A 22,274-nucleotide genomic window follows, 5' to 3' on the forward strand; every position below is an offset into this window, starting at 1 on the left:
AATTCCATAAGAGTTATCCGTTTTCGCTGTCTATTATTACTTGAAGTGATTAGTGATTACATAATTCCGATTTCGGAGTCGTCGCCTACTTCTTCATGCGTTGCTTTTACATAATCGACGATTTCCTGAACCGTAGTGTAGGCCACGCCTACATACGTATCCGCAGCTCCGTAGTAGATAGCGATTTTTCCGGTTTCCGCATCGGTCAACGTCGCACAAGGGAAGATAACGTTAGGTACGAACCCGCGCTCCTCATACCATTCTTCCGGCGTAAGGACGTAAGTGCTGGAACGGTATTTGACTTTGGACGGTTCGTCCTTGTCAAGGATGACGGCGCCCATGCTGTATACAAGCCCGTTGCAGGTTCCGGTGACTCCGTGGTAGAACATCAGCCAGCCTTCGGAAGTTTCGATCGGAGCAGGACCGCCGCCGATTTTTACCGATTGCCACCAGCCTTGTCCGCCTTTCGACATCACATGCCGGTGCTTGCCCCAGTAGACGAAGTCCGGGCTTTCACTCAAAAATACATCGCCGAACGGGGTGTGTCCGCTGTCGCTCGGACGAGAGAGCATCACGAAATTGCCGTTGATCTTTTTCGGGAAAAGCACGCCGTTCCGGTTGAACGGCAGGAACGGATTCTCCAGACGTACAAAGGATTTAAAGTCGGTCGTCTTCGCCACGCCGATGGAGGCTCCGTAAAAATCGGTGCACCAAATGATATAGTACGTATCTTCCACCTTCACGAGGCGGGGATCATAGGCATAGTTCGGTTGAAAAGGCTTGCCTGCCTCGTCTACGAAAGGAATGCGCTCTTCTTCAATTTTCCAGTCCAGCGCGTTATCGCTCCAGCCCATATGCAAATGAGGGCGGCCATTGATCGTTTCGGCGCGGAATACACCGACAAATTTTCCTTCATACGGAACTACGGCACTGTTAAAAATACGGGCGATGCCTTTGGCCGGATTTCTTTTTACGACCGGATTTTCGCTATGTCTCCAGACAGGTCCTACTGCACCTTCCGGTTTGTCTTGCCAAGGGATATTCGGCAGGTTTTCTCCAATAATGTTGACTGTAGTCATGATGCAATCTCCTTCCATAATGAAAAAATGTTTTTTTATTTAACCGAGCCTTGCGCAAATCCGTTATAAATATATTTTTGAAGGGCCAAGAATACGATAAGAATCGGAAGAATCGTAATCATAATGCCGGCGCAAATGACTTCCCACTGGGAACCGTATGGGCCTTTAAATTTAAACAATGCGGTCGAAAGAACCTGAAGGTCCTCACTCGGCATATAAAGGAAAGGCGTATAGAAATCGTTATAAATATTTACGCCTTTAACGATGATTACCGTAACGATGGCCGGAGCCAGAAGCGGCAGGATAATCCGCCAGTAGATCGTAAAATAGGACGCTCCGTCCAGCATGGCCGATTCATCCAGCGATTCCGAGATGGAATCCAAAAATTGAATGAAAATGTAAACGGCGATGATATCGGTCCCGAGATACAACAAGATTGGAGCAAACCGGGTATCCACCAAATGAAAGAAGTTGATGATCCGGAATGTCGCGACCTGTGTAGTTACACTTGGAATCAAGGTAGCCAACAGAAATGCGCCCATCAGAAGCTTGTTACCCCGGAATTTGAAACGATTCAGTACGTACGCGATCATGGACCCGATGAGCGTAGCCCCGATGATCGAAATAACAACGATAATGACCGTGTTTCCGAAACCTAGCAGCATTTTCCCGTTGATAAACGCTTTGGAATAGTTAGCGAAATTAAGCCAGTTATCCGGAGGCGTCAATGGACTGGTATCGCCGTATTCCTTATTCGTCTTAAAGGAGGCAAACAGAACTACAGCGATCGGAATCAGAGCAGCAAACGCGCCAAGGAGCAAGCTTACGTACTTTACAATGCTCGCCGCCGTATACTTAAGTCTGTACATGTTTACTTCTCCTCCTTAATCAACAAGCGCTGCAGTAAAGTCACGATGATGACGATAAACAACAGAACGACAGCCATGGCCGAAGCAAGGCCCAGCTTGTTGTATTTGAACGCTGTGGTTACGGTCTGGATAACGAACGTATTACTTCCGTTCGATCCGCCGGTCATAATATATGGAATGTCGAAGGCGCTGATGGCTCCGCTAATAGCCAAAATCAGATTTAACTGCACAATACTCTTGATGCTCGGCAGAATAATGTGCCGGAATTGATGCCAGCGGTTGGCACCGTCAATTTCTGCGGCTTCATACACGTCTTTGCCGATCGAGGAGATCGCGCCCAGAAAAATAATAAAGTTGAAGCCCATGTATCTCCAGAGAGATGCTCCTGCAAGCGAGATATTAATGATCTTCGGATTCAGCAGCCAGCCTTGTGTGTAAGCACCCAAGCCTATGGACTGCATCAAAGTATCAAGCGTACCGTCCGGTCTGAAGAAGAACAGGAAAATAAAACCGATGGCCACCCCGTTCAGCAGGTAAGGGAAGAACAGGACGCCTTTAAAGAAATTCTTGAAGCGAACATTGAAGCTAAGTATCGTTGCGAAATATAAGGCCAGGGCCATCTGTACAAAGGAGCCCGCGAAATAGTACAAACTGACTTTAAATACGGTAAAATATTTAGAATCCGTAAAAATCGTTTTGTAGTTTTCCAAACCTACATAATCATAGCTTTTGCTGTAACCGTTCCAATCGGTAAAGCTGTACTTGAACATATTAAATACGGGCAAATATGCGAAAGTAAACAATAACACGACCGGAATTAGCGAGAAGGCGACAATGATGACCTTTCGCTGTGTTTTGTAGCTTAAATTTTTGAACACCACTCACACCTCCAATAATCTTGCTGCATATGGTCTCTGTCTCTACAAGTCAAATATAAGGGAAACGCACCTAGCGCGCGTTTCCCATTTTTTTATTTCCGGGTGTCAAATGCTTGGTCGGTCTGTTATTCTTTCGTTACTTTCGCGCGGGATTTCACCCATGCGTCATTCAGATCCTTCATGATGTCATCATAGGATTCGTTCAAGTTGCCGATGGCTGCTTCGATAATGCGTTTCTTGAATTCCGGCTGCCAAAGACCAATTTCGGCATCCTTGTCAATTTTGTCGACCAGGCCTTCTTGACCAGGCTGGGAAGGAGTTTGAAGTTCGAATTTCACGTCAGATCCTTCAAATTGTTTCAAGGTTGCAGGAAGCGGAGCGCCAACAACCGGGCTCATACCGCCGGCTTGTTCTGTAGGATAGTTGGACTCGTTAATGAACCAGTCGATCCAAGCACGTGCTGCATCTTTGTTTTTGCTGTGTTTGTTAATACCGACTGTGTAATCGTCAGCAAGCGGCATGATTACTTCGCTTGCATTCGTAGGGAATGGCATATAAGCGATGTCGTCCGGATTTGCGGCCAAGCCTTGAACTTGTCCGATCGCCCAGGAACCGAGCACCATTGCACCGATTTTGCCGTTCGCCATATCAGCTTTCGAAGCTTCCCAGTTTGTTGTTGTTGGGTCTTTTTCGATCAAACCTTCTTTTGCAGCGTCATACATTACTTTATAAAGTTCGTAGTGTGGCTTGCCGGCTACAAAGTTATCGTCCGTGTTCGGCTGTTCCACGTTTACATAATCCACGCTGCCTGCTACTGTGGTCAGTACGGCTTCCCACTGTGTCAATGGCCAGCTGTCAGCATAGTTCGTGTACAAAGGAATCGCATCGCCTTTATCCTTAATAGCTTTCAAAGCGTTCAAGAATTCTTCAGGTGTTTTAGGCGCTGTTGTAATGCCTGCATCCGCAAACACTTTTTTGTTGTACAGAATGCCTGAGAAGTTCACGGCAGTCGGAATCCCGTATACTTTACCGTCCACGGTTCTTTCTTCCAAACCGATATACTGTTTGCTCAGTTCCGACAATTCGCCAAGCGGCTCATAAAAATCAGGAGAATCCTTAAGCGGAATGCTTGTCGGCAAGAGCAGAACATCGCCGTAATCATCGGAGTTCATACGAACCGTGATTTGACCTTCGTAATCGGACAAAGCTTGGAAGTTGACTTTAACGTCAGGATATTTTTTGTTGAATTCTGCAGCGTAGTCTTTGAACACCGTATCTACGATATCTGTTCTCTGAGTGAGCACGGTAATTTCTCCGGCGATTTTCTTCTCTGTTTGTTCCGACGAAGAATTGTTCGCCCCCGTGTTGTTTGCAGGCGTGTTGTTTTCCGCCGCGTTATTGCTCTTTCCACATCCTGCCAGCATTGAGAGTACGAGTACCAATGCCATGAAACCAAATAGTGCTTTGTTTTTCTTCACTTCATTAACCCCTTTCAACTTAACTATTTAAGTTATCGATAAACTACTTTTTCATTCTATCTTGAATACGCTTTCCCGTCAATTACGAAATTAATATTAGTTAATTAATTAGTTTATGTGTTAAGTTAATTGTAGCTTGAATAGAAACATCGGAGTCTGTCTCTTTATCTTTATTAACGATAAATGTATACTGATTTTATATTAGTTAAGCTGATTCCGGATAAAGTTTAACAGGACGGTGAATGAAGTTAATGAAAAGTAATATTACGATGAAAGATATCGCCAATAAATTAGGGGTCAGTAGCGTAACGGTATCAAAAGCGCTAAACGATAAAGAAGGAGTCAGCGACAGCCTGAAGGTTACGATCAAAAAAGTCGCTGGTGAGATGGGTTACCGTTTTAATTCGGCGGCCAAATCCATTAAGGATGGACTTTCCTATAATATAGGGGTCATGATCCCGCAACGTTTTACGGGCATGAACGATTCTTTTTACCTCCGGGTTTATCAGGAAATTGCTATTCATCTGGATCATTACGGCTACTTTGGCATCCTGAATATACTAAGCAGCGAAGACGAGGAACAGTTGAACTTTCCGCGGGTTTACAGTGAGAACAAGGTCGACGGGATTATTATTTTGGGCCAAATCAGCAAAAAATATATCGAAACCGTTCAAAATATGGACCTGCCCAAGCTGTTTCTGGATTTCTATGACGAGCATGCGGCGATCGATTCGATCGTCACGGACAATTTTTATGGAGCCTATGAATTGACCAACTATTTGATTCAGAGCGGACACCGTGACATTGCTTATGTAGGCAACATATACTCTACAAGCAGTATCCAGGACCGTTTTCTCGGTTACTACAAATCTTTGCTGGAACATGGTTTAGCTTTTGAAGACCGGCTGTTGCTAAATGATCGCGACGAGCGCGGCTATTATATCGATATCGAACTTCCGGAGAAAATGCCGACCGCCTTCGTCTGCAACTGCGACCAGGTAGCATACAACTTATGCGAGTTTTTAAACGATTCGGGATATAAGGTGCCTGAAGATTGCTCCGTAGTCGGCTTCGATAATGATCTCTATGCTACGCTCACCTCCCCTCCGCTCACTACGGTGGAAGTGGACATTGAACAGATGGCCCGCACGGCCGTCAAATCGATTATGGATAAAGTGTCCAACCCGAACCGCCGGAATGGCCGGGTACTTGTACAGGGCAAAATCATATACCGGGATTCCGTTCGCACGTTAGATGCTGATCAAGTTAAAATAAATAACAAACCGCAAATAAATTCTAAATAATAGACATATTTCAAAAACCGCCGGTTATATCGGCGGTTTTTGTTGTTTTCGGGTTCGTAAGATCCAATCACTCAAAAATTAAAGTGTTGAAATCATCGGGTGTTAGACTTATATTAAACATAAGGTAGCTAATTTGTTATATAAAATTATAACAAACAATAACAAACATCATGATCACAGCTAAGCGAGGTGTTGAAATGAAGCAGCTAGATGAATATGTAGCTGGTATGACTTGGGGTTTCATGGGCGTCCGGGGCAGTTGGGCTAACGACGAGGCTTCCGCATCCATGGAAACGATGGCGAGGAATACCGGCGTCAACTGGACAGCCATCGCTTTCTCCGCTCTCCAGGATACGGCGTTTTCAACAGAAATTCCGTACTGGAACGAGCCTACCGTAACCGATGATGAAGTTAAATGGGCCATTCAAAAGGCCAAGTCCCTTGGGCTTAAGGTTTGCCTGAAGCCCATCGTCAATTGTGCCGACGGCACTTGGCGGGCGCATATCAACTTCTTTGATAAAGACGTGCCTTGCGAACCGAAATGGTCCGACTGGTTCGCCTCCTACCGCGATTATATTCTCCATTTTGCGCAAATCGCCGAAGAGACCGGTTGCGAGATGTTCTGCATCGGTTGTGAAATGGTGCAAACCGACCGGCGCGAGGCCGAATGGCGCCACCTCATCTCGGAAGTAAGAAAGGTATACAGCGGTCTTGTTACCTATAACTGCGACAAATATCAGGAGGATAACGTCGGCTGGTGGGATGATCTCGATCTGATCAGCTCCAGCGGCTATTATCCGATCGATGACTGGGACCGGCAGCTGGATCGGATTGAAAGCGTTGTACGGAAATACGACAAGCCGTTTTTCTTTATGGAAGCAGGCTGTCCGAGCCGCACCGGATCTTCCGCGATCCCGAACGACTGGACTCTTCAAGGGGCGACCAATCACGCCGAACAAGCGGATTTTTACCGCACGATGTTTCAGAAGAGCGGTGAACGCGACTGGGTACGCGGCTTTATGCTCTGGGATTGGCCGGCAAAACTGTATGAGAAGAGCGAGGCGGCCGACGATGACGGTTACTGCGTTTACGGAAAAGAAGCCGAGGCGGTAATATTCGAGGCCTACGCAGCCAGAAACGGCATGAAAACTAAATAGGAGGTTGTTCCTGCGTGAACAAACAACAGTGGAAAGAAGAGCTGCAGCAAGAATTAAATGATAACATTCTAAAATTCTGGATCGACAACAGTATCGATTCCGAGCATGGCGGCTTTATTGGAGAAATCGATCAGCAGCTTCAGGTGGACAGCAAAGCGGATAAAGGGCTCGTACTGAACTCCCGGATTCTTTGGACATTCGCCTCCGCTCACCGGTTGCATCCTTCTCCGAAATATCTGGAGATGGCGGAACGCGCCTACGATTATTTGCTGAATCATTTCCTGGACCGGGAGCATGGCGGTTTGTTCTGGATGGTGGACTATCTGGGACGCCCATCTCAGGATAAAAAACAGGTGTACGGCCAGGCCTTCATGATTTACGCCTTAGCGGAATATTATCGTGCAGCCGGAAATCAGGAAGCATTGGATCTTGCGATCGAGCTTTATCATCTGCTGGAGAAATACAGCTATGATCCGATCCATAAAGGCTATGTTGAAGCGTTGTCCCGGACCTGGGAGCAGACCGGCAACCTCAGCCTGAGCGACAAGGATTTGAATGAGAAAAAATCCATGAACACTCACCTTCATGTGCTGGAAGCCTACACTAATTTATACCGGGTATGGAAGTCGCCTGAGCTCAAACATAGCTTGAACGAGCTCATCGAAGTGACTTTGGACCATATTATCGATTCCGAAAGCTCTCATTTCCTGCTGTTCTTTGATGAGGCATGGGATGTAAAAAGCCATCATATTTCCTACGGCCACGATATTGAAGGCAGCTGGTTACTCGTGGAAGCCGCCGAAGTGCTTGACGATCCGGGTGTGCTTAAGCGCGTTATTCAGACAGCCATTGCAATGGCTGAAGCCGTGCATGCCGAAGGTATCGATAAAGACGGCGGCATATGGAATGAGGCCGATCCAAGCGGCCTAACCGACACGAACAAAGACTGGTGGCCGCAAGCGGAAGCCATGGTCGGATTCTATAATGCCTACCAAATGACGCGTGACGAAAAGTTTGAGGAAGCAGCCGTAAATTCCTGGAAGTTCATTCAAAACTATATCGTCGATCGCAACGGCGGCGAATGGTACTGGGGCGTTGACCAATCCGGCACCCCATTGCCGAACGAGCCGAAAGTCAGTCCTTGGAAATGTCCTTATCATAACGGCCGGGCTTGCCTGGAGATGCTTGAAAGACTTGACCGTCAATAAGAATTCAGCAAGTCAGTACAAAACCAATTAATTCATTATCCTTAGGAGGCAAAACATGAGCTTATTTGAAGAAAGAAAGAACCTGTTGACCGAACGTTACGAATCCTTGATCACCCGCCGCAATGAAGTCGTTTCGGGCGGCAATGGCATTTATGACCGTTACAAGCACCCTATTCTGACAGCAGAACATGCTCCGCTGATCTGGAAATACGACTTCAATCCGGAAACCAATCCATATTTCATGGAGCGCATCGGAGTCAACGGCGTATTTAATCCGGGAGCCATTCAATTAAACGGAAAGTTTTATCTTGTCGCGCGTGTGGAAGGCGTAGACCGCAAATCGTTTTTTGCGATCGCCGAGAGCGACAACGGCGTAGACGGCTTCCGCTTCTGGGACAAACCCGTCGTGTTGCCTGAAACGGACGTACCTGATACGAACGTTTATGATATGCGGCTGGTTCAGCATGAAGACGGCTGGATCTACGGCTTGTTCTGCACGGAGCGGAAAGATCCGGACGCCCCTCGCGGCGACCTCTCCAGCGCAGTTGCCCAATGCGGCATCGCTCGGACGAAGGATCTGATCACTTGGGAACGCCTGGCCGACCTGAAGACCGCTTCCCCGCAGCAGCGTAACGTAGTGCTTCATCCGGAGTTTGTGGATGGCAAATACGCCTTTTATACTCGTCCGCAGGACGGATTCATCGATACGGGTTCCGGCGGCGGCATCGGCTGGGGTCTGTCCGATACGATCGAAAACGCCGTGATCGAGAAGGAAATCATCATTGATGAGCGCTTCTACCATACGATCAAGGAAGTCAAGAACGGTCAAGGCCCGGCACCGATCAAAACCGAACGCGGCTGGCTGCATATCGCCCACGGGGTTCGCAACACTGCGGCCGGGCTCAGATATGTCTTGTACGCCTTCCTCTCCGATCTTGAGAAGCCTTACGAAGTTACGCATCGTCCGGGCGGACACCTCATCGCTCCTGAAGGCGAAGAACGTGTCGGCGACGTATCGAACGTAGTCTTCTGCAACGGCGTCATCGCTACGGATAACGGCGAAGTGTATATTTATTACGCTTCCTCCGATACGCGTATTCATGTGGCTGCCACAACTGTAGACCGCCTGTTGGACTACGTGGTGAACACACCGGAAGATGCTATGCGTTCCTTCGCTTGCGTGGAACAACGCATCGGGCTGGTTGAACGTAATTTGTCCCTGAAGTAAACATTATTTATAAAACAAGGGCCGATCCACGCAGTTATCTGCGGGACCGGCCCTTATTGCTTGTTTCGAATCTACAGGTTATTCTCCCTCTTATTGCTCCACCGAAGGAGCCGCACTGGAATCACGGTGAACCAGCTCAGCGGCTACCAGCACCTTCTCGTATACTTGTTCCGGATGCTCGATTCGTTCGATCAGCTTACGGACAGCCCTGCGCCCCATCGCTTCTTTAGGCACATGTACCGTTGTGATCGGCGGTTCGTTGCGGTAAGCGTCATCGATATTATCGAAGCCCGTGATCGTGATCTGGCCAGGCACGTCGATTCCGACCTTTTTCAGAGCTTGTCCCACACGAATCGCAATTGAATCATTGGCGCATACCAAGGCGGTCGGTAACTGGCGTGATTTCTGCCGGGCCATAATCCACTCTTCGAAATCAGGCACAAATTCACCTGTATCCACACCGCGAAGCCGCAGCATCGGATCACTGATCTCTGGCGTCTCCAAATCATTCTCTTCCAGCGCTTCCCGAAATCCGGACCAACGGTCGCGGAAGCTGCGTGAAAATTGAATGTTTCCTAAAAAGTGAAGCCGAGTATGTCCGAGGCCCATCAAATGATTGCACAAACGGAAAATGCTGTCCCCGTTGTTTGCGAATACCGTGTCCGTCGGAATAAGGGCGTCCTCATGATCCACCAGGACCATGGGAATCCCGAGCCGGTGCACTTCAAGCAAAAGCGAAGAATCGATTTGCCCTACTCCGATCATTCCCAGAATTCCATCCGGATTCAACACATGGATAAAATGGTCTACCCGGGATTCCGAGACGATGACCATGCCAAGGCTGCGGGCCTCCAACTCCTCCGAAATCCCCTCAAGTATTTTGCCCCAATACAGCGAATCCTTCGTCTGAAAACGGATATTCGGCATCAATACGATGACCGATTGCTTCCCTGTAAAGGAAGTAGACTGCTGAGAAATGGGTTGGTTTTTCATATAAGCATTTTTTTGAGCAAAATAACCTAGTTGTGAGGCCGCTTGGATTACCCGGTTCTTCGTGGTCTCATTCACCCCGCCCTTGCCTGATAGCGCCTTGGACACGACAAACTTGGACACTCCCAGGTGGTCGGCGATTTGCTGCATCGTAATTTTCTTCAACTGACAATACCCCCGCAAACAATAACTGTTTGTTCAATGTGCTCATTCCATTATAACAAAGTCAGCTGCGGTGATACATTGGAATTTGGACGGTTCGCAAAATTATTCCGTAGAAGGCCCGAACCAGGAAGCAAACCAGTGAATCCCCTTGCGGGATACCTGTTGAAGCAGGTTTGCGGTCTTGTCCGCAAAGCGGTCTACCGCGGGAGGAGCCGGTTGAGGAAGCAGTAAATCACCAGGCGTCAGGGCCGCTCCGCCGTTAGCCCCATCAACGTATTGCCTGCCGTCGGCGGTGTATTGCCCGTTATTTGGGTTACCGTAGTTATTGCCATTGTTATAGCCGTTATTATAATCATTGCTATATCCGTTATTATACCCCGTTCCATACCCTCCGGCGTTGGCATTACCGTTGGCATACCCGGGAGCCATGTTCTGGTTCCCCGCCTGTCCGGCCGGTGTTCCATTGTAAGCCCCGGCCGAGCCGACCTGGACACCGTTATATGGAGATCCATTGGACCAGACACTGGTTGGCCATGCTCCGTTTTGCGCGAGACCGGATTGACCCGCCCCCGAGTCCGAGAGCTGCATCCCCAAAGTGACGCCGGCCACGAGCAGAATCCCGTACAGCATGCCCTTCCTCAACGTTTTCGCCATGAAGTCCGCTCCTCCCTCTGAAATGGTTACGAGTTTTTATGGTTGGAACCGGCGGCCGTCTTCGCCGCCGCCTTTTCCTTTGCCTGTTCCTGCGAGCCGCCCTTGGTCAGAGAACCCGCCTTCTCCGCATCCTGGCTTTCCCAATAAAGATCCGCTATGATGCCGGCCAGCACCTTGGAGGTCCGCTGGAGCTCTTCCTCCGTATTATCGATTCCGCCGATTTCAATTAAGATACTTTGCGGGGATAAGGACTGGTTGTATTCCCCATTACCCTGGGAGCTGGTTTTGCCCCATATGCCGCGGGAAATGCCCGGATGGGACTTCTCCAGCCGTTCATGAATCGAACTTGCGAAGGCTTCATTTTTCCGCCAGTTTTCATTCGCGTGACCGATAATAAAGTAGACTTGGGCGTAAGTCTCTCCGCCAATCTCCGTTGTAGTTTTCTCGTGACGCTGCGAATCTCTGTGAATATCGATAAAATACTGCAGCTGCCCGTTCTGAGCCATGGCTGTCTTTACGGTCTCTCTAGAATATTTATATGAATAATTGTAATTGTAATTACTTACGGTAGACGCATAATTCTGAAAAGAGTGCAGCGTCGCTACCCCTTTATGTTCCAGGGCATTAGCAAGGAATTCGCCGACGAGGCCAACGTTCTTCTTCTCCTCCGGGGAACTCGGATTATCTCCGGTCGTCCCGAGCAGCGGATTATATGATTCCTGCGGATGGGAATGATAGATCATAACTATATTTTTGTTTCCCGGCTTAATAGCAGGATCCTCCACCGTCTGATCTTGTCCTCCGGCTTTGGGGTCTGTCGTTCCCTTATCGGGTGGAATCTGTCCCGCAGGATCCTCATCCGGCGGCTGGTTCCCCGCATCCGGTTCTGGATGATCGGGTGCTGAGCCTGCGGCTCCAGTCCCCGGACGGTAATCCTCCGGCGCTTGCACCGTCGTATTGCCCGAACCGGTCCGCAGCAGAATGGGACTGTCCGCGCCGAGGCCCGGTACTTCGCGGGCGACCAGGCTCTTCGGATCGGCCGGATTCACGTCGGTCAGCAATTGAAATACGAACTGGGACATCTGTTTGCCTGAAAAGGCGGGCGTTTGTTTCTCACTGACCGAATGCGGCAGCTCCATGCCGACCATTTCGATAAAAAACCGGCTCGACAGGGAAGCAGCCAACCCTTTCATGGAAGAAACCGGCGAGGTGTTCAAGTTTTTCTCGGCAATCCCTAAAGTGCCGAGCAGAATAAAAAATACGACCGACAATACCGACATCAGCAGAAAAGTTTGTCCCATCGCCAGCACGTTCATAAAGTTCCGCTTTATTTTTCCGATGTTCCACGCTCTGAATTTCATTTCGTCATGTCCTCCTCCAGCCGCTAAACCTTAGGCTTGAATCTCTTTACTCCAAATCTATGAACCTAGCGGAAAGTTTAGAACATCGGATTCTCACAAAAAAAAGAAGTCCGCTAGATTGCGAACTTCCTGAGAGGGAGGAGACCCATTTTGTTAATGAGATGTTAATGAGTATAGGTAGCGACGTTATCGGGGTTGACGGCATCATGCAGCGCCAAATTCAGCCCGCTCGCGATGACATTCGCAATGTCTTCGATAAATTCATCGATCTCCTTGGGGGTTACGATCAAATCATGGCCGAGCGGTTGAAGAACCTCTTTGACGAGCCCTAGGCGTTCGCCTTCGGTAAGCTCGGTGAGCAGCCCGAGAATCTGCTTCGTTTGCGGTTGCTGTCCGGCGCCGCTCTCCTGATCGAAATGAGTCTTCATCAAATCAAAAACATTATTCACAATCGTGGACGCGTAGCAGACCGTCGGCACACCAATCGCAATGCACGGAACGCCCAAAATTTCTTTGGTCAGCCCGCGGCGTTTGTTTCCGATCCCCGAACCCGGATGGATGCCGATATCGGCAATCTGAATCGTCGTATTCACCCGCTCCAGGTTTCTTGCCGCCAAGGCATCAATCGCTATAATGAGGTCGGGTTTGGTCCGGTCGACAATCCCCTGGACCACTTCGCTCGACTCGATTCCCGTAATCCCGAGCACTCCCGGCGCAATCGCGCTTACCTCCCGGTATCCCGGGGATACTTGATCCGGAGTCAATTCGAAGAAATGGCGGGTCACCAGCACATTCTCGACTACGAGAGGACCGAGCGCGTCCGGGGTCACATTCCAGTTGCCGAGACCGACGATCAACACTTTTGCCCCTTCGCTGATGCCGATTTTGGGAAGGAACACGCTGAACTCTTTAGCAAAAGTAGCCGCTACCTTTTCCTGAAGATCGCTGTCCTGGGTACGCAATCCGGGAACCTCGATGGTGATGTAGTGTCCGACCATTTTACCGATCTGTCTGGACGCCGCTTCATTCGTTACATCCAGACGGGTAACCTTGATGCCTTCGTTCTCGTCAATCTGTTCGTTCAACCCGGGTACCGGCCCGCCGTAAGCGGTCTCCGCCATCTCTTTCGATTCTACGGCCAGGTCGGTCCGGACGGAATAGTCCCGCAAATCCAAATTCATGTCATAATGACCTCCTTTTCCTCGGTTGCCTTTAGTTTGCGGGAGAGGCGAAACTATTATGCACTCCCACTGATCTTAGTTTCGAGGAACTCATTGCATTTTGGCGGGGGTCATGATAAAATATTTTAAGTTGTGAATCATCTGGGATGATATATGCTTTACAGGAGGTGAATGCAATGCCAAACATTAAATCCGCTATCAAACGTGTAAAAACAAACGACAAGCGCCGCGCTCTGAACGCTTCGCAAAAGTCCGCTTTGCGTACGGTTGTTAAATCTGCCGACACCGCTCTTGCGAACAACGAAGTGGAAGTAGCTAAAGCCGCTTTCGCCGCTGCTACCAAAAAGTTGGACAAAGCTGTTACTAAAGGTTTGATCCACAAGAATGCAGCAGCCCGTAAGAAATCCCGCTTGGCTAAAAAATTGAACGCCCTTACGTCCCAAGCGTAAGCGTCGCTATTTATAAACTTAAGCTCAAAGAGACCTGAACGATTTCGTTCAGGTCTTTTTGATGTTATTTACAAAACACACGTTCAGCATCGGATTATAATTGCGCATGATCGGCTGGCGAAGTGGATGGAAGGAGCGGCTGACATAGGGAACGGAGGGAACGGAGGGAGTGACTGGAGCTACCGAACCTTGGTGTAGCAAATCAATGATGCGATGATGCCCAGCATTGGTCAATAGAGCTTAAGTTCCCCACTCGCGGCGACTGCTTAGGGATTATAAGCTTCGCGTGTTTTAAAGGTCGCTGAGTACGACGTTGCTGGGTAGGTGAGTTTGATGAGGTTGATGAGTTGGATGAGTTTGATGAGTTTGATGAGGTTGATGAGTTTGATGAGGTTGATGAGTTTGATGAGGTTGATGAGTTGGATGAGTTGGATGAGTTGGATGAGTTGGATGAGTTCGATGAGTTGGATGAGCTAATTAGTTGCTATTTAGTTACTTCATTAGTTACGGTGACTCGGTATGATTCACTCTAGTAATTCGGTTTTCAATAGCCCCCCCAAAAATAACTGTATTATGTACAGTTAAATTTCTGCATTTAAGTTAGTTTTGTAATTTAGCTGTATTTCCTACAGTTAATTGAACATGTTTTGCACTTTGGAGGCTATTTCGGTGAAATTAGCTGTAGGTTTTCCAGTTAATTGCACTGAAATAGTAAAAAGCCACGAAATAACTGTAGGTTTTCCAGTTAAATCGCAGCTTCAATCGTTTTAAACAGTTTTGGTCCTCATCAGCCCAGTCCTGCTGGTCCTCTGACCGGTCCGGTCCTATGCCCCCAGCTTCAGCAGGAATATCTCCAGTCCTAACACTTTGTCGATGCCGCCGCTCTTCATCTGGTAGTCCAGTTGGGCGAGATCGGAAAGAATACGCTTCAGCTTTGCCTGTTCGAATTTCCGGGCCTGTTCCCCGGCAATCTTAACCGCGTACGGATGCAATCCCAATTGGGAGGCAATTTGCTGCTGGGAATAGCTTTGACGTGCCAAGTCTTTAACCTGCAGCATGATCCGGAACTGCCTTGCGATCAGCGCCGCAATTTTGATCGGCTCCTCGCGTTGTTTGAGCAGCTCATAAAAAATATCCAAGGCCTGCTCCAGTTTGAGCGCAGCAATATGCTCCACCATCGCGAACACATTTTGCTCTGTAGTACGAGCCACCAATTGGTTAATGACCGCGATATCGATCATGCCGCCCTCGCCGGCATACAGGCAGAGCTTGTCCACCTCGACGGCCAATGCGGCCATCTGCACCCCGCAGGCCGCAACCAAGGCCTCAGCCGCTTCCCGGCCGATCCGGCGGCCGCGCTTCTCTACTTCGCGCACGACCCACTGCGTCAGTTCGCTGCCGCCAAGCGGCATGAAAGACAGCACCGTGCCTGCTGCCTTCATAGCCTTAACTATTTTCTTACGCTCGTCCAGCTTCTCACCGTTTACGACAAACACGATGACGCTATGCTCGGCCGGATTATCTATGTAAGCCAGCAAGGCTTCCACCTTATGTTCTATTTTCCCGCCCTCTTTCCCGGCGGTAAACACCGCGGAGTCCCGGACGACGATCAGCTTGCGCTCCACCAGAAAAGGAAGCGTCTCGGCTTCCTCGACGACAGCTTCCACTGGGGTCTCGGCCAGATCAAACGACGCCATGGCAAAATCCCGTTGATCCCGGTCCACCACCTGGTCTTGCAGCATGCCGACAAACTCCTGAATCTGGTATTTCTCCGTACCATAACATAAATATAATGGGGAGACCTGCCCTTGTTTGATTTGCTTTACCGCCGTTTTCACGTCCATGCGGCATCTCCCTTCCTCTTCAACGATTTCAAGCGTGTTCTTGAACAATCTCTCTAATATCATGATACTGTGAATCATCCAAATAGTCCAAGGTACAGTACTTGGAATATCAAGCAAAGGACCCGTAAACGGCAACAAAGGGACCTCTGCGCGCGGCGAAAGGTCCCTCTGTCCCGGAGCATCTATATAAACGCGGGCTGAAAAGCTCTAGAAACTTTCCCGCCGGCGGTCATACGACGATCAGGGTCAATCCTGTCTCTATTTATCTATATAACCTATTCCATATCTCCCGAAAAGGTGACAGTACCTGCAGCCTATTCTTAATTTCGGTTAAAAGAGGCAGAACCGTTTGGTTTCCGGTCCATCATGGCTGATTCGCCGTTGAATTGCCAGTGCCATTACCGTTACCGGTGCCAGTACTTGTGTCGCCTTCCGTTTGTTCCGGATGCACAACATGCGCCGCCGAAACCCCGTCCTTTTCTGTCTCATAGGTGAATGTTTTGCCGTCTTCGGACCATTCTCCTTTTACCCAGTTACCCTCCACAAGTTGCTTCACCAGAAGCTTACGCTCCCCGGAGTCATTCCGGTACACCATTACATGTTGGTCGCTCAATTCAGCCGTATACAATCCGTCCGGTGAAGACCATTGATTCGACTCTATAAAATTGGCAATCCCCATCAGGCCGGTATCCGCAAATTCCTCGACAGGCGTCTTCTCGGGAATTGCTTTTAAGCTGGCTTTTTCATCCCCTGTGGCCGGTGCTCCATCCTGCTGAGCTGCAGGTACGTTCTCCGTCGGCGTTGCGGTATTGCTCGGCCCGTCAGCTTTCGTCGAAGCCGGAGTCTTATCTCCCCCACCGCTCGCCGGGGGACTACCTTTACTGGAGTCAGCCGCATTCCCAGCCTCGTTCGGGGCGGTCGTTTGCTGCGTCTCCCTGTCGGAATTGCCGCCGGCGTTATCGGACGATGACCTCAGACCCTCACTGGCTTCAGGCGCGTTAGGGTCTTCTTGCGGACTGGAACCGGCAGCGCCGCTATCCGCCTGGTCTGAGAAAAGCTTCGCGCTTTTTTCCGTTTCCGGCGCCGCATTATCAGACGAAGAAGAACTTTCAACCGCAGATGAGCTTGTGTCGTAAGCAACCTGCGGTGCTATTTCCGCATTAGGAACCGTGCGAGGCTCGTATTGATAAATGAACACGCCTAGAATCATGGCCGCAGCTAATCCGAAAGCGCCTGTAAGGTAGGCTCTGCTGCGCCGAGGCGCCCGTCCCGGGCGAGAGCTGCGGCTCATTTCGGACGTAGTCTTGGCGGCTACCATCGTACCTGGAACATCTTCAGCCGCACTGCCTTCCTGCCGGGCCCGATCGATCTCATCCAGTTGAGGAAGAATCGAATCTACCAGACTAAAGCGAGGCGTCACTTTCGGAAGCTCTTCGAGTTTTGCCGAAATTTCGTTTAGCAGGGCAAACTTTTCCGAGCAATCGGGACAATTTCGCATATGTTCAAACAGAACTGAACTTTCTTCCTCGTTCAGATCGTGGTCGATATACCGATGCATCCATTCCACCGCCTCCGGGCATTTCATCCTGATACACCACCTTTCTGATAATCTTGGAGTAAGTGTTGAAGCTGCTGCCTGGCCCTGAATAGATATGATTTCACCGTATTCAGCGGCAAATTCAGGCTGTCAGCAATTTCGCTGTAAGAAAAATCTTGCAAATACCTCAGAACGACGACCATGCGATGATGCTCAGGCAACTGGTCGATCGCTTCGCGGATGTCCTGTGCCAAATAACCGGACATAACCTCCCTTTCGACGCTCTCTTTTCCCTGGAAAACCAGTTCATGTTCTTCAATCGAAACCGTAGGTTTGTTTCTCCGGAATTTGTCGATACAGATGTTGGTGACAATCCGCTGCACCCATGTTTTAAATTGGGCCTTTTCTTCATAAGAATCGATTTTGGTATAAATCCGAATCAACGCTTCCTGGGCAGCATCCATCGCATCCTGTTCATTGTTCAAAATGTAATAAGCTGTCCTGTACACGTGAGTCTCGATTTCTCGCAATAGGGTGATTAGAGCGTCGCGATCGCCCGTTTGAGCAGCTCTGATGAGTCCTTGCTCCACCACAAAGGCTCCCCCTTCCTTGCAACCTTACAGACGTGATCGTCCATCGATATGTTGCAATGTTGTTACTATTATTTTGAGTAAAATATAGGAAAAAAGTCTGGAGTTCTAGTACCTCTGTCTTCAATCTCACCTAAGAATACCAAAAAAAAGAGGACGCGTCATCCGCGTCATCCATAGATTGGACATCATCCTATAGGCAAATGGAAGATTCGTCTTTCTCACAATGAAAAAAACCTCCGGTTTATCGGCTTAGTTTGGTTCTAATAAAGATCATTCCGTCAGTAACTCTCATTTGAATTTCGCCCATCTGATCCGTGCGGTATATGGCGCCTCCCGATTCCGTAAGACGCTCCAGCACCCCCGGGTTGGGATGCCCGTAGCTATTATACTGGCCTACGGAAATGACGGATATCATCGGCCTCAGCCAGTCAAGCCACTCCGCGGACGTTGAGGTCTTGCTTCCGTGATGCGCCACTTTTAAAACATCGGCATGGGGAGCCGACCGTCCTTTGCTTTCCGAAACCTTGTTGTCCAGAACGTTGAGTTCCGCCGAAACATCCATATCTCCTGTAAACATAAAGGAGACCCCTTCCATTTCGAGCAGGAACACAAGGGACCGATGATTCTGATCCTTCACATACGGGATACCGGTTAAAACCGGTTCATTCAAAGGTGACAAGAACTCGATCGTTGTCATTGTATCCGGCCGAAGTTTCATGCCATCATATGCCGCATAAACTGGAATGTTTCTGTCGTCAGCAGCCTCCATCAGCTTCTTCATGGTAGTGGACTCAGCAAGGCTCCCGTTAAAAATGAGCGCTTCCACCGGGAACTGTTCCACGACCGCTTGCAGGCCGCCGATATGGTCCTGATCGCCATGGGTTAGCACGATAGCATCCAGGCTGTGGATTCCCCGTTTTTTGAGCAGAGGGACGACCGTCTTGGACCCTACTTCAAAAGGCTCCCTGCGATCACGCCATGCATCTCCCGGTTTACGAAACGATACGGTTCCTCCTCCATCGACCAAGATATGGGCTCCGCCTGGCGTCGTGATCAGGGCGCAGTCGCCTTGACCGACGTCGATGAACTGAACGTGGCCGGTGCCATTTGCATATTCAGGTCGATACCCGAGAACAAGCAGCGCCGCAACCCCCGCCAGCAGAGCAACAGACACCGCTATCTCCTTCCAGGGCCTTTTGGCATGAGGAGGAGCTAGTAAGAACGGTCCTGTCTTGCCTCCTTGATGCGGAAGCAGAGGAACCGTATCCTCGATAGAGGCTAAGGAAGTTTCCCTGAAGGAAGAATAGGAGGCTGCGTCATTCGAAAGCGGCGGATATGATCGCGCTCCCCGGCGCAACAAAACATATATAAGTATGTAAAAGGCCCCGATCCAAATGAGGGAAGGCGACTTCCAAAACGTCATAAATCCGCTGCGATCATTCAGCCACTCCGTGCCAAGAAAGCTCAGGGAGTTGATAAGGCGGACCGGATAGGCGATAACTTGCCCCAACGGAATCCAGATTCCGCTGAGAAGCAGTGCGGCAGTTCCAAGCGGAAGTGCGACCAGGCTGACCAGAGGGACAATCACCATATTTGCCGCCAGCGACAGCAGGGAAAACTGATTAAAGTAGTAGATCGTCACGGGAAACGAGACGATCTGGGCGGCCACCGTAATGGCTGTCGCTCCCCGCATCCGCTGAGGGAGCCAGCGAAAATAAGGCGACAACAACGGCACGAACAGGATCAAGCCAGCCGTAACGGCAAATGAAAGCTGAAAGCTGACATTAAGCAAGTAATAGGGCTCCCACAGCAGCATAAGCAGGGCGGCAGCTGATAGGACGTTAAGTCCGTCCTTCAAGAGTCCCTTCCGCAGGAGATAAAGACCGAGCATCGTCATAAGTCCCGAGCGGATGACCGAAGGCGAGAAGCCCGTCAGCAGTACATAGACGGGGACAAAACCAAGGACGACCAACAGTGAGGTCTCCCGCGTCACCCGGCACAAGCGGAGCAGGGCGAACAACAGGCCCACATTAATCGCAACATGGCTTCCCGAAATCGCCAAAATATGAGTCAGTCCCAGATTGGTGAACTGGGCATATTTCTCCGGCTCCAATTCATCTGCCAGCCCGATAATCAAGCCCTTCATATATCCTGCTTGCCACCCCGGAAAAAGCGTCCCGACCCGGTTCCCCAGTCCCTCTCTCAAGCTGTCGACCTTACCCAGCAGGGTCGCGTAAGTAATGCCTGCTGGCGGTTCAATTGAGATGCCGGAAGCTCCTTTTGTTTTTAGAATCCAATGAATTCGCTGGGTCCGCAAATAATTCCGATAGTCAAAGCCGCCAAAATTTCTGGCGGTTCCCGGGCGCTCCAGCGTTCCCGACATAGACAGCTTCGCACCGCGCTTCCAAGCGGCCGCTACAGCAAGCTCTTCTTGGGAAGACAAACGGACCTGTACGGCTACCTTTTCCGTGCTGTCATATTTAATCCGCCGTTCCCCCTTGGATCTCTCTGCGACAGAAGTCTCATCTCCTAACGAATATCTGCTAAGTTTGAGCGTAAAATCCGCACGGTCGCCATCTATACTTACGGTTGAAATGATGGTACCTTCTACATTAACAACCAGCTCAGCAAGTTCAGCAGAATCAAGTGTCCCGCCAGAGCCCGCTGATTTCGCCGAATCCCAACCCGCTATTTTGCCTGTCTGATAGGCTTTGTTTACTTGCTCCAGCTTTGGTTCGATACCGCTCACATTCCTGCCATCATTGTAGGCCCAATAAGCGGCCCCCAGCGAAAATGCGATCCAAAGGATCAACAGACGGCTCAAAGTGAGCTTCCTCAAAACGGCAAACAAAGGAGCGATTAATGAGATGCCGCCCCATAACAGCCAGAAGGTTTTGCCGCTGTATAAACAGGCCAGCCCGCTCCCGGCGATCCAGCAGCATGCTATGACTACCAAGGGTCTGCGTTCCATTGGACAGCCCTCCACTCCTTAATTGGTAATGCCTTAAAGAACTCTCGCAAAACAAAAAGAACCCCATCTGCCCATAGCAGATGAGGTTCTTCCTTCATCCTGAAAAGTTGTACCGCCAAACTGTCTTCAGTTCTCGATTTCCATGACCGTTTCTTGCGGCGGATCATAGGATTCCAGACGCCGGAATACAATGCCCTTCTGATCCATCATCGCCGTCACTTTTCCCGTATCCTTAGGATAGGGCCGATGGAACACGATCTCCGTAATCCCGCTGTTGGCCAGCATATTGGCGCAAGTCCAGCAAGGCTCGTCCGTGACGTACACGCTGGAGCCTTCCCGGTCGATGCGGTCGGTAAACAGCAGCAGGTTTTGCTCCGCATGGATGGTGCGGACGCAGCGCTGTTTTTTGATCATCGTTTCCTGACCGTTTACAACGGCAAGCTCATACTCTTCCGCGATCATACAGCCGGCTTCGGAACAATCGGGCACTCCCGAAGGGGCGCCGTTATAAGCCGTCCCGAGCAATTTCTTGCCCTGAACCAGCACCGCGCCGACATGCCGGCGGCTGCACCTCGAACGGGTAGATACCATATAGGCGATATCCATGAAATACGTATCCCAGTCTTTGCGTTGATCCGGTTTCATCCCTGCATGTCTCCTAACTTACAGCCCGATATGAGGCTTCATTTTTTCCAGCATTTTATCGCCGATCCCTTTCACATTCGTCAGCTCATTCACCGACTTAAACGGGCCGTGCGCGTTCCGGTAGTCAACGATCGCTTGTGCCTTCTTCTCCCCGATCCCGGGAATTTCCTGCAGCTCTATCGTTCCGGCGGTATTGATGCTAATCAGTCCGCTTTGGTCCTGCTGCTGCTGAACCGCTGCCGCCGGGGCTCCGGCAGAGTCGCCGGTTGTTCCCGGCACCGGGCTGTCCCCGGGTAGCGCGTTAGCTTCGGATACATGGGATATTCCCTGTACCGTTTGATCTGTGCTATTCTGCGCCTTTTGCCCGCCTTCGCTGCCATTCCCGGATAGCTGCACCGTGTTTTTGTCCTCGCCGCCAGCCTGCTTTGCCGGTTCAACGTACCCTCCTGCCGCTGCTGCGCCGTCGTCCTTTAGGGACATCGCCGAGGTGACGCTTTCGTTTACCGGAATCCAGCCCTCAATTCCGGAAGGCTTGGCTCCGCCAAGCGCCAGCAGCATTAACCCCGCTCCGACCACTGCAGAGACGACCGATAAAATGATATGCTCTCTTTTCAACCTGAACACCCCTATCTTAAAAGAATCTGATTCGGATAGGTCATGAAGATCCATTCAAGATGCATACA

20 protein-coding genes are annotated in these 22,274 nt (G+C 49.9%); 6 read left to right on the forward strand and 14 right to left on the reverse strand.

What is annotated here, in order from left to right; translation table 11 throughout:
• Window positions 1–56: 56 nt before the first annotated feature.
• The 4 genes from KB559_RS01845 to KB559_RS01860 form a co-directional block, all read right to left on the reverse strand.
• The gene (locus KB559_RS01845) at window positions 57–1,079 is read right to left on the reverse strand and encodes a glycoside hydrolase family 130 protein (protein ID WP_211019879.1); all 1,023 of its coding nucleotides are present in this window, start codon (window positions 1,077–1,079) and stop codon (window positions 57–59) included.
• Between the two features lie 35 nt (window positions 1,080–1,114).
• Window positions 1,115–1,948: a carbohydrate ABC transporter permease gene (locus tag KB559_RS01850; protein WP_211019880.1), complete on the reverse strand. Its 834-nt coding sequence runs from the start codon at window positions 1,946–1,948 to the stop codon at window positions 1,115–1,117.
• Window positions 1,949–1,950: 2 nt separating this feature from the next.
• Window positions 1,951–2,826, reverse strand: coding sequence for a carbohydrate ABC transporter permease (locus KB559_RS01855; protein WP_211019881.1), 876 nt, complete (start codon window positions 2,824–2,826; stop codon window positions 1,951–1,953).
• 125 nt (window positions 2,827–2,951) lie between these two features.
• A complete protein-coding gene (locus KB559_RS01860; RefSeq protein ID WP_244861384.1) occupies window positions 2,952–4,304 on the reverse strand; it encodes an ABC transporter substrate-binding protein in 1,353 nt (450 codons plus the stop codon).
• 251 nt (window positions 4,305–4,555) lie between these two features.
• On the opposite strand from KB559_RS01860, the gene KB559_RS01865 reads away from it, so the two are divergent.
• The 4 genes from KB559_RS01865 (at window position 4,556) to KB559_RS01880 (ending at window position 9,201) form a co-directional block, all read left to right on the forward strand.
• Window positions 4,556–5,608, forward strand: coding sequence for a LacI family DNA-binding transcriptional regulator (locus KB559_RS01865; protein WP_211019882.1), 1,053 nt, complete (start codon window positions 4,556–4,558; stop codon window positions 5,606–5,608).
• Between the two features lie 197 nt (window positions 5,609–5,805).
• Window positions 5,806–6,765, forward strand: a complete 960-nt coding sequence (locus KB559_RS01870; RefSeq protein ID WP_211019883.1) for a glycoside hydrolase family 113 — start codon at window positions 5,806–5,808, stop codon at window positions 6,763–6,765.
• Window positions 6,766–6,779: 14 nt separating this feature from the next.
• Window positions 6,780–7,973, forward strand: a complete 1,194-nt coding sequence (locus KB559_RS01875; RefSeq protein WP_211019884.1) for an AGE family epimerase/isomerase — start codon at window positions 6,780–6,782, stop codon at window positions 7,971–7,973.
• A 55-nt stretch (window positions 7,974–8,028) separates the two neighbouring features.
• On the forward strand, window positions 8,029–9,201 hold the full coding sequence (locus tag KB559_RS01880) for a glycoside hydrolase family 130 protein (protein ID WP_211019885.1): 1,173 nt from the start codon (window positions 8,029–8,031) through the stop codon (window positions 9,199–9,201).
• Between the two features lie 90 nt (window positions 9,202–9,291).
• On the opposite strand, the gene KB559_RS01885 is transcribed toward KB559_RS01880, so the two are convergent.
• From KB559_RS01885 to gpr, 4 genes are all read right to left on the reverse strand, one after another.
• Window positions 9,292–10,356, reverse strand: coding sequence for a LacI family DNA-binding transcriptional regulator (locus KB559_RS01885; protein ID WP_247681495.1), 1,065 nt, complete (start codon window positions 10,354–10,356; stop codon window positions 9,292–9,294).
• 102 nt (window positions 10,357–10,458) lie between these two features.
• Entirely contained in the window at window positions 10,459–11,010 is a 552-nt protein-coding gene (locus tag KB559_RS01890; RefSeq protein WP_211019886.1) for a hypothetical protein, read from the reverse strand.
• A gap of 26 nt (window positions 11,011–11,036) precedes the next feature.
• Window positions 11,037–12,371 carry a stage II sporulation protein P gene (locus KB559_RS01895; protein ID WP_211019887.1) on the reverse strand — a complete coding sequence of 445 codons (1,335 nt, stop codon included), beginning with the start codon at window positions 12,369–12,371 and terminating at the stop codon, window positions 11,037–11,039.
• 164 nt (window positions 12,372–12,535) lie between these two features.
• Window positions 12,536–13,552, reverse strand: a complete 1,017-nt coding sequence (gene gpr / locus KB559_RS01900; protein ID WP_211019888.1) for a GPR endopeptidase — start codon at window positions 13,550–13,552, stop codon at window positions 12,536–12,538.
• A gap of 176 nt (window positions 13,553–13,728) precedes the next feature.
• Here gpr and rpsT point away from each other — a divergent pair, with 176 nt between their 5' ends.
• Both rpsT and KB559_RS01910 read left to right on the forward strand, forming a co-directional pair.
• On the forward strand, window positions 13,729–14,001 hold the full coding sequence (gene rpsT, locus KB559_RS01905; protein WP_211019889.1) for a 30S ribosomal protein S20: 273 nt from the start codon (window positions 13,729–13,731) through the stop codon (window positions 13,999–14,001).
• A 347-nt stretch (window positions 14,002–14,348) separates the two neighbouring features.
• On the forward strand, window positions 14,349–14,534 hold the full coding sequence (locus KB559_RS01910; protein WP_211019890.1) for a hypothetical protein: 186 nt from the start codon (window positions 14,349–14,351) through the stop codon (window positions 14,532–14,534).
• 291 nt (window positions 14,535–14,825) lie between these two features.
• Here KB559_RS01910 and holA read toward each other — a convergent pair whose 3' ends face one another.
• From holA to KB559_RS01940, 6 genes are all read right to left on the reverse strand, one after another.
• Complete coding sequence (holA, locus tag KB559_RS01915; protein ID WP_211020234.1) at window positions 14,826–15,845, reverse strand: DNA polymerase III subunit delta; 1,020 nt, start codon at window positions 15,843–15,845, stop codon at window positions 14,826–14,828.
• 364 nt (window positions 15,846–16,209) lie between these two features.
• Window positions 16,210–17,430 carry a zf-HC2 domain-containing protein gene (locus KB559_RS01920; RefSeq protein ID WP_211019891.1) on the reverse strand — a complete coding sequence of 407 codons (1,221 nt, stop codon included), beginning with the start codon at window positions 17,428–17,430 and terminating at the stop codon, window positions 16,210–16,212.
• Window positions 17,427–17,975 carry an RNA polymerase sigma factor gene (locus tag KB559_RS01925; protein ID WP_211019892.1) on the reverse strand — a complete coding sequence of 183 codons (549 nt, stop codon included), beginning with the start codon at window positions 17,973–17,975 and terminating at the stop codon, window positions 17,427–17,429. The genes KB559_RS01920 and KB559_RS01925 overlap by 4 nt, the downstream gene beginning before the upstream one ends.
• 241 nt (window positions 17,976–18,216) lie before the next feature.
• Window positions 18,217–20,946 carry a ComEC/Rec2 family competence protein gene (locus KB559_RS01930; protein ID WP_211019893.1) on the reverse strand — a complete coding sequence of 910 codons (2,730 nt, stop codon included), beginning with the start codon at window positions 20,944–20,946 and terminating at the stop codon, window positions 18,217–18,219.
• Between the two features lie 126 nt (window positions 20,947–21,072).
• Window positions 21,073–21,591 (reverse strand): deoxycytidylate deaminase, encoded by a 519-nt coding sequence (locus tag KB559_RS01935; RefSeq protein WP_211019894.1) that lies wholly within the window; start codon window positions 21,589–21,591, stop codon window positions 21,073–21,075.
• An 18-nt stretch (window positions 21,592–21,609) separates the two neighbouring features.
• The gene (locus KB559_RS01940) at window positions 21,610–22,206 is read right to left on the reverse strand and encodes a ComEA family DNA-binding protein (protein ID WP_247681496.1); all 597 of its coding nucleotides are present in this window, start codon (window positions 22,204–22,206) and stop codon (window positions 21,610–21,612) included.
• Window positions 22,207–22,274 lie beyond the last annotated feature (68 nt).

It is taken from the genome of Paenibacillus sp. Marseille-P2973, assembly GCF_018101095.1.
In the GTDB taxonomy this organism is placed as follows: domain Bacteria; phylum Bacillota; class Bacilli; order Paenibacillales; family Paenibacillaceae; genus Fontibacillus; species Fontibacillus vini.

Coding starts and splice junctions, on each gene's coding strand:
- KB559_RS01880 (WP_211019885.1), top strand. CDS start 8,029: ATGAGCTTATTTGAAGAAAGAAAGAACCTGTTGACCGAACGTTACGAA.
- KB559_RS01870 (WP_211019883.1), top strand. CDS start 5,806: ATGAAGCAGCTAGATGAATATGTAGCTGGTATGACTTGGGGTTTCATG.
- KB559_RS01890 (WP_211019886.1), bottom strand. CDS start 11,010: ATGGCGAAAACGTTGAGGAAGGGCATGCTGTACGGGATTCTGCTCGTG.
- KB559_RS01850 (WP_211019880.1), bottom strand. CDS start 1,948: ATGTACAGACTTAAGTATACGGCGGCGAGCATTGTAAAGTACGTAAGC.
- rpsT (WP_211019889.1), top strand. CDS start 13,729: ATGCCAAACATTAAATCCGCTATCAAACGTGTAAAAACAAACGACAAG.
- holA (WP_211020234.1), bottom strand. CDS start 15,845: ATGGACGTGAAAACGGCGGTAAAGCAAATCAAACAAGGGCAGGTCTCC.
- gpr (WP_211019888.1), bottom strand. CDS start 13,552: ATGAATTTGGATTTGCGGGACTATTCCGTCCGGACCGACCTGGCCGTA.
- KB559_RS01935 (WP_211019894.1), bottom strand. CDS start 21,591: ATGAAACCGGATCAACGCAAAGACTGGGATACGTATTTCATGGATATC.
- KB559_RS01920 (WP_211019891.1), bottom strand. CDS start 17,430: ATGAAATGCCCGGAGGCGGTGGAATGGATGCATCGGTATATCGACCAC.
- KB559_RS01845 (WP_211019879.1), bottom strand. CDS start 1,079: ATGACTACAGTCAACATTATTGGAGAAAACCTGCCGAATATCCCTTGG.
- KB559_RS01930 (WP_211019893.1), bottom strand. CDS start 20,946: ATGGAACGCAGACCCTTGGTAGTCATAGCATGCTGCTGGATCGCCGGG.
- KB559_RS01895 (WP_211019887.1), bottom strand. CDS start 12,371: ATGAAATTCAGAGCGTGGAACATCGGAAAAATAAAGCGGAACTTTATG.
- KB559_RS01865 (WP_211019882.1), top strand. CDS start 4,556: ATGAAAAGTAATATTACGATGAAAGATATCGCCAATAAATTAGGGGTC.